Genomic DNA, 5,687 nt, shown 5'->3' with positions numbered 1-5,687 from the left:
GCTTTTTTCTTGGGGCGATGGGGAGCGCTGCGTTTGGGACGCGTAAAAGCAAACACCCCAGCTCGCGGGAGCTGGGGTGTTTTGAGGGAGAGCCTGGCGATGACCTACTTTCACACGGGAATCCGCACTATCATCGGCGCGGAGTCGTTTCACGGTCCTGTTCGGGATGGGAAGGGGTGGTACCGACTCGCTATGGTCACCAGGCTATGACTTGTTGCGTTGCTGACGCGGTGTTCAACATCGCCAATATGGAATGTAGTGTGTAGGGGTTGTGTGTATCGGCACAAGGCAGACCCAGCCGGAAACATACCGGTTATAGGATCAAGCCGCACGGGCAATTAGTACTGGTTAGCTGAACGCATTACTGCGCTTCCACACCCAGCCTATCAACGTCCTGGTCTCGAACGACCCTTCAGGGAGATCAAGTCTCCAGGGAATCCTCATCTTCAGGCAAGTTTCCCGCTTAGATGCTTTCAGCGGTTATCTCTTCCGTACATAGCTACCCTGCGATGCCTCTGGCGAGACAACAGGTACACCAGCGGTACGTCCACTCCGGTCCTCTCGTACTAGGAGCAGCCCCCGTCAAGATTCCAACGCCCACGGCAGATAGGGACCAAACTGTCTCACGACGTTTTAAACCCAGCTCACGTACCTCTTTAAATGGCGAACAGCCATACCCTTGGGACCGGCTACAGCCCCAGGATGAGATGAGCCGACATCGAGGTGCCAAACACCGCCGTCGATATGAACTCTTGGGCGGTATCAGCCTGTTATCCCCAGAGTACCTTTTATCCGTTGAGCGATGGCCCTTCCATACAGAACCACCGGATCACTATGTCCTGCTTTCGCACCTGCTCGACTTGTCGGTCTCGCAGTTAAGCACGCTTTTGCCATTGCACTTTAGGTACGATGTCCGACCGTACCAAGCGTACCTTCGAACTCCTCCGTTACACTTTGGGAGGAGACCGCCCCAGTCAAACTGCCTACCATGCACTGTCCCCGACCCGGATTCACGGGCCAAGGTTAGAACCTCAAACAAACCAGGGTGGTATTTCAAGGACGGCTCCACCGAAACTAGCGTCCCGGTTTCAAAGCCTCCCACCTATCCTACACAGATCGGTTCAAAGTCCAATGCAAAGCTACAGTAAAGGTTCATGGGGTCTTTCCGTCTAGCCGCGGGGAGATTGCATCATCACAAACACTTCAACTTCGCTGAGTCTCGGGAGGAGACAGTGTGGCCATCGTTACGCCATTCGTGCAGGTCGGAACTTACCCGACAAGGAATTTCGCTACCTTAGGACCGTTATAGTTACGGCCGCCGTTTACCGGGACTTCAATCAAGAGCTTGCACCCCATCATTTAATCTTCCGGCACCGGGCAGGCGTCACACCCTATACGTCCACTTTCGTGTTTGCAGAGTGCTGTGTTTTTATTAAACAGTCGCAGCCACCATTTTATTGCAACCCCTTCATCCTTCTGGCGCGAGCCAGTCAAACTACAAGGGCGTACCTTATCCCGAAGTTACGGTACCAATTTGCCGAGTTCCTTCTCCCGAGTTCTCTCAAGCGCCTTAGAATACTCATCTCGCCCACCTGTGTCGGTTTGCGGTACGGTCTCGTATGACTGAAGCTTAGAGGCTTTTCTTGGAACCACTTCCAATTGCTTCGCGACCTAAAGTCGCTCGCCCCACACCCTTGAATCACGCACCCGGATTTGCCTAAGTGCCATCTCCAATGCAGGGACCGGGACATCCAACACCCGGACAACCTTCCGCGATCCGTCCCCCCATCGCATCATACGACGGTGCAGGAATATTAACCTGCTTCCCATCAGCTACGCATCTCTGCCTCGCCTTAGGGGCCGACTCACCCTACGCCGATGAACGTTGCGTAGGAAACCTTGGGCTTACGGCGAGGGGGCCTTTCACCCCCTTTATCGCTACTCATGTCAGCATTCGCACTTCTGATACCTCCAGCATCCTTTACAAGACACCTTCACAGGCTTACAGAACGCTCTCCTACCATGCACTTACGTGCATCCGCAGCTTCGGTATATGGCTTAGCCCCGTTACATCTTCCGCGCAGGACGACTCGATCAGTGAGCTATTACGCTTTCTTTAAAGGGTGGCTGCTTCTAAGCCAACCTCCTGACTGTTTTAGCCTTCCCACTTCGTTTCCCACTTAGCCATATTTAGGGACCTTAGCTGGCGGTCTGGGTTGTTTCCCTCTTGACACCGGACGTTAGCACCCGATGTCTGTCTCCCGTGATTGCACTCTTCGGTATTCGGAGTTTGCTATGGCGGGGTAATCAGCAATAGACCCCCCAACCATGACAGTGCTCTACCCCCGAAGGTGAGACACGAGGCACTACCTAAATAGTTTTCGGAGAGAACCAGCTATTTCCAAGTTTGTTTAGCCTTTCACCCCTATCCACAGCTCATCCCCTAACTTTTCAACGTTAGTGGGTTCGGTCCTCCAGTACGTGTTACCGCACCTTCAACCTGGCCATGGATAGATCACTTGGTTTCGGGTCTACACCCAGCGACTGAACGCCCTATTCGGACTCGCTTTCGCTACGCCTTCCCTAATCGGTTAAGCTTGCCACTGAATGTAAGTCGCTGACCCATTATACAAAAGGTACGCCGTCACCCGTTTCCAGGCTCCGACTGTTTGTATGCATGCGGTTTCAGGATCTATTTCACTCCCCTCCCGGGGTTCTTTTCGCCTTTCCCTCACGGTACTGGTTCACTATCGGTCGATCACGAGTATTTAGCCTTGGAGGATGGTCCCCCCATCTTCAGACAGGATTTCACGTGTCCCGCCCTACTTGTCGTACACCTAGTTCCACAATACTGTTTTCGCATACGGGGCTATCACCCACTATGGCCGGACTTTCCATTCCGTTCTGCTAACAATACTGCTAAAGAGTACAAGGCTGATCCCATTTCGCTCGCCACTACTTTGGGAATCTCGGTTGATTTCTGTTCCTGCAGCTACTTAGATGTTTCAGTTCACTGCGTTCGCTTCTGTTACCTATGTATTCAGTAACAGATGACCCATACGGGCCGGGTTTCCCCATTCGGACATCTGCGGATCAAAGCTTGTTTGCCAGCTCCCCGCAGCTTTTCGCAGGCTACTACGTCCTTCATCGCCTGTGATCGCCAAGGCATCCACCACATGCACTTATTCGCTTGACCCTATAACGAGTATGTCTCGCTATAGGCTGAGTTCTCGCGTTGTGCCGTATTCCAAGACAATCTTTCGATTGCTCTGGTAATACTGGTTGATACAATCACAACCCAGTGTCGCGTTTTGACTGTGCGCCTCATCAACGCACCGCGACACCTTTACTACATTCCATATTGTTAAAGAACAGCCGAACTTTTACGCTCGTCTTGGCTAGGCCAAACGCAAACACCATCGACATCACCGCGTCGATGCTTGCGTTTGGCTACCACAAGGTATTGGTGGAGGATGACGGGATCGAACCGACGACCCCCTGCTTGCAAAGCAGGTGCTCTCCCAGCTGAGCTAATCCCCCAGTCACGGCAGAGACTTCCACCGTCCGTAACTTGGTGGGTCTGGTAGGACTTGAACCTACGACCCCCGCCTTATCAAGACGGTGCTCTAACCACCTGAGCTACAGACCCTTGGCTGTAACATCAAACAAACCGATAAGTGTGGACGCCTAACTAGGATGCACGCTCTTAAAGGAGGTGATCCAGCCGCACCTTCCGATACGGCTACCTTGTTACGACTTCACCCCAGTCATGAACCCTACCGTGGTAATCGCCCTCCTTGCGGTTAGGCTAACTACTTCTGGTAAAGCCCACTCCCATGGTGTGACGGGCGGTGTGTACAAGACCCGGGAACGTATTCACCGCGGCATGCTGATCCGCGATTACTAGCGATTCCAGCTTCACGTAGTCGAGTTGCAGACTACGATCCGGACTACGATGCATTTTCTGGGATTAGCTCCACCTCGCGGCTTGGCAACTCTCTGTATGCACCATTGTATGACGTGTGAAGCCCTACCCATAAGGGCCATGAGGACTTGACGTCATCCCCACCTTCCTCCGGTTTGTCACCGGCAGTCTCTCTAGAGTGCCCTTTCGTAGCAACTAGAGACAAGGGTTGCGCTCGTTGCGGGACTTAACCCAACATCTCACGACACGAGCTGACGACAGCCATGCAGCACCTGTGTCCACTTTCTCTTTCGAGCACCTAATGCATCTCTGCTTCGTTAGTGGCATGTCAAGGGTAGGTAAGGTTTTTCGCGTTGCATCGAATTAATCCACATCATCCACCGCTTGTGCGGGTCCCCGTCAATTCCTTTGAGTTTTAATCTTGCGACCGTACTCCCCAGGCGGTCAACTTCACGCGTTAGCTACGTTACTAAGGAAATGAATCCCCAACAACTAGTTGACATCGTTTAGGGCGTGGACTACCAGGGTATCTAATCCTGTTTGCTCCCCACGCTTTCGTGCATGAGCGTCAGTGTTATCCCAGGAGGCTGCCTTCGCCATCGGTATTCCTCCACATCTCTACGCATTTCACTGCTACACGTGGAATTCTACCTCCCTCTGACACACTCTAGCCGTGCAGTCACCAATGCAATTCCCAGGTTAAGCCCGGGGATTTCACATCGGTCTTGCACAACCGCCTGCGCACGCTTTACGCCCAGTAATTCCGATTAACGCTTGGACCCTACGTATTACCGCGGCTGCTGGCACGTAGTTAGCCGGTCCTTATTCTTCCGGTACCGTCATCAACTCCGGGTATTAACCAGAGCCATTTCTTTCCGGACAAAAGTGCTTTACAACCCGAAGGCCTTCTTCACACACGCGGCATTGCTGGATCAGGCTTTCGCCCATTGTCCAAAATTCCCCACTGCTGCCTCCCGTAGGAGTCTGGGCCGTGTCTCAGTCCCAGTGTGGCTGATCGTCCTCTCAGACCAGCTACTGATCGTCGCCTTGGTAGGCCTTTACCCCACCAACTAGCTAATCAGACATCGGCCGCTCCTATAGCATGAGGCCTTGCGGTCCCCCACTTTCACCCTCAGGTCGTATGCGGTATTAGCTAATCTTTCGACTAGTTATCCCCCACTACAGGGCACGTTCCGATGTATTACTCACCCGTTCGCCACTCGCCGGCAGGAAAGCAAGCTTTCCCCCGCTGCCGTTCGACTTGCATGTGTAAGGCATGCCGCCAGCGTTCAATCTGAGCCAGGATCAAACTCTTCAGTTCAATCTGCTGTTTCGCTCTTTACGAGCGGTCGCTCACTCTCAGAATCTGACTTGAACTTTCGTTCAAACCTTACTTCTGTGCGAGCACTTCATAACTTGTAAGCTAACGAACTCGCGTTCGTCGCATCCGTCATCAAGCGCCCACACTTATCGGCTGTTTGCTTGTTAAAGAACTTCGCGATCAACTTTGTTCATCGCGTCGCTGCGTTGTCTGCAGCAGAGAAACGAGATTATGCAGAGCTTTTTCGTCGCTGTCAACAACTTGCTGAAGAAATTTTTTCGTTCAACTCGCCGCCAACCTCTTCGCGACATCCAGCCGGTCAACAACTTCAACCACCCGGAAACCCGCACCACTTCTACTTCTCCACCGCTTCACACGCCCCGCCGTCGCTTTCGTTTCGGCGCTGCGTCGTGCAGCGAGGGGCGAATATTAGGGGGGTTT

Annotated in this window: 1 protein-coding gene, 2 tRNA genes and 3 rRNA genes; 1 reads left to right on the top strand and 5 read right to left on the bottom strand. The window is 53.0% G+C overall.

Annotated elements, in window-relative coordinates; genetic code table 11:
- Positions 1–91: 91 nt before the first annotated feature.
- The 5 genes from rrf to KHN96_RS22595 all read right to left on the bottom strand — a co-directional run bounded on the left by rrf (position 92) and on the right by KHN96_RS22595 (position 5,246).
- A 5S ribosomal RNA gene (gene rrf, locus KHN96_RS22615) occupies positions 92–204 on the bottom strand.
- A 113-nt stretch (positions 205–317) separates the two neighbouring features.
- Positions 318–3,196, bottom strand: a 23S ribosomal RNA gene (locus KHN96_RS22610).
- 268 nt (positions 3,197–3,464) lie between these two features.
- Positions 3,465–3,540 (bottom strand) — tRNA-Ala (locus tag KHN96_RS22605).
- A 32-nt stretch (positions 3,541–3,572) separates the two neighbouring features.
- Positions 3,573–3,649, bottom strand: a tRNA-Ile gene (locus KHN96_RS22600).
- Between the two features lie 59 nt (positions 3,650–3,708).
- Positions 3,709–5,246, bottom strand: a 16S ribosomal RNA gene (locus KHN96_RS22595).
- The 16S, 23S and 5S rRNA genes sit together here with 2 tRNA genes alongside, the layout of an rRNA operon.
- A gap of 231 nt (positions 5,247–5,477) precedes the next feature.
- Here KHN96_RS22595 and KHN96_RS22590 point away from each other — a divergent pair.
- The coding region (locus KHN96_RS22590; protein ID WP_211888742.1) for a hypothetical protein at positions 5,478–5,687 on the top strand (210 nt) is incomplete at its 3' end.

The organism is Ralstonia mannitolilytica (assembly GCF_905397375.1).
GTDB lineage: Bacteria > Pseudomonadota > Gammaproteobacteria > Burkholderiales > Burkholderiaceae > Ralstonia > Ralstonia mannitolilytica.
This window is presented reverse-complemented; position numbering and strand designations above follow the sequence as displayed.